The organism is Pararcticibacter amylolyticus, assembly GCF_003130405.1.
GTDB lineage: Bacteria > Bacteroidota > Bacteroidia > Sphingobacteriales > Sphingobacteriaceae > Arcticibacter > Arcticibacter amylolyticus.
Map to the genome: position 1 here is coordinate 107,557 of NZ_QEAS01000010.1, position 866 is coordinate 108,422.

Annotated in this window: 1 protein-coding gene; it reads left to right on the forward strand. The window is 43.9% G+C overall.

Annotated elements, in window-relative coordinates; all coding sequences use genetic code 11:
* Nucleotides 1-56: 56 nt before the first annotated feature.
* Nucleotides 57-863: a nucleoside triphosphate pyrophosphohydrolase gene (gene mazG, locus DDR33_RS13180; RefSeq protein WP_109416264.1), complete on the forward strand. Its 807-nt coding sequence runs from the start codon at nucleotides 57-59 to the stop codon at nucleotides 861-863.
* Nucleotides 864-866 lie beyond the last annotated feature (3 nt).

An 866-nucleotide genomic window follows, 5' to 3' on the forward strand; every position in this document is an offset into this window, starting at 1 on the left:
TTGGGATGTATTTCTAACTTTGAACTCTCAACTTTTAACTTTCTGCTTAATAGTCTATGCCAAATAATATTCCTCCTGTAAAAGCTGAAAATCCTGCTGAAGCGTTTAACCGCATGCTTGTTGTTCTGAACACCTTACGAGAACAATGCCCCTGGGATAAAAAACAAACGATGGAAAGTCTCAGGCATCTTACGATAGAAGAGACTTATGAACTTTCGGATGCTATTCTTGAAGGAGATATGCAGGAGATCAAAAAGGAGATTGGCGACATTATGCTGCATCTTGCATTCTACGCTAAAATCGCATCTGAGACCGGGGAATTCGATATTACCGATGTATTGAACGGATTGTGTGATAAGCTGATCATCCGGCATCCTCATATTTACGGAGACGTCAAGGCGGAAGATGAAGAGACTGTAAAACAAAACTGGGAACAAATTAAGCTCAAAGAAGGCAATAAGTCTGTCCTTTCAGGCGTACCTGTCTCTCTTCCTTCACTGGTGAAGGCATCAAGAATTCAGGAAAAGGTTAGAGGAGTTGGCTTCGACTGGGAAAACCGGCACCAGGTTTGGGACAAGGTGGAAGAGGAAATGCAGGAGTTCAAAAACGAGTTCAATACCGTTGACTCCTCCGTTGACCCGGAAAAAGCGGAAGGTGAGTTTGGAGATCTTCTTTTCTCCCTTGTCAACTACGCCCGCTTCATCGATATTAACCCTGAAAATGCACTCGAAAAAACAAACAGGAAATTCATCCGTCGCTTCCAGTACCTTGAAGGAAGGGCGTCCGAACTGGGCAAAAATCTCAGAGATATGACACTGGCTGAAATGGACGTCCTCTGGAACGAGGCGAAAACCAAGGAATGAAGG

Bases quoted from the DNA above. Each gene is read 5' to 3' on its own strand.
- mazG (WP_109416264.1), top strand. From the start codon at position 57: ATGCCAAATAATATTCCTCCTGTAAAAGCTGAAAATCCTGCTGAAGCG.